Origin of the sequence: Curtobacterium sp. MCBA15_016 (assembly GCF_001865105.1) — a bacterium.
In the GTDB taxonomy this organism is placed as follows: Bacteria; Actinomycetota; Actinomycetes; order Actinomycetales; family Microbacteriaceae; genus Curtobacterium.
This window is the reverse complement of sequence record NZ_MJGR01000046.1, coordinates 7,176-7,584: the sequence shown is the minus strand read 5'-3', so window position 1 is coordinate 7,584 and position 409 is coordinate 7,176. Positions and strand designations below refer to the sequence as shown.

The 409-nt window shown below is 73.1% G+C and carries 2 pseudogenes; both read left to right on the top strand.

Going from position 1 to position 409, the window contains the following annotated elements:
* A pseudogene (locus BIV03_RS20160) lies at positions 1 to 139 on the top strand (sugar phosphate isomerase/epimerase); the annotation flags it as partial.
* A pseudogene (locus BIV03_RS16735) lies at positions 136 to 409 on the top strand (mannitol dehydrogenase family protein); the annotation flags it as partial. The pseudogenes BIV03_RS20160 and BIV03_RS16735, both read left to right, overlap by 4 nt.

Here is a 409-nt window from a genome sequence, read left to right as displayed (position 1 = left end):
CGAGTACCTCGACGCGCTCCGCCAGGTCGGCTACGACGGCTGGGTCACGATCGAGGACTTCTCCACCGACCTCCCGCTCGAGGCCCGCACCGCCGACAACCTGGCGTACCTGCGGTCCCTCGTACCGGTGTCGGCATGACCGATCGCCGACCCGGCATCGTGCACCTCGGGGTGGGTGCGTTCGCGCGCGCCCACCTCGCCTGGTACACGGCGCACGCCGACGGCGAGCCGTGGGGCATCACCGCCTTCACCGGACGCTCGCCGGACACGGCCGACGCGCTGGACGCCCAGGGATGCCGGTACACGCTCGTCACCCGGGCCGCCTCGGGCGACGACGCCGAGGTGGTCGACACGATCGTGGCCGCCCACCCGGGCAGCGACTCCTCGACCTGGAGGCACGTGGTCGCGT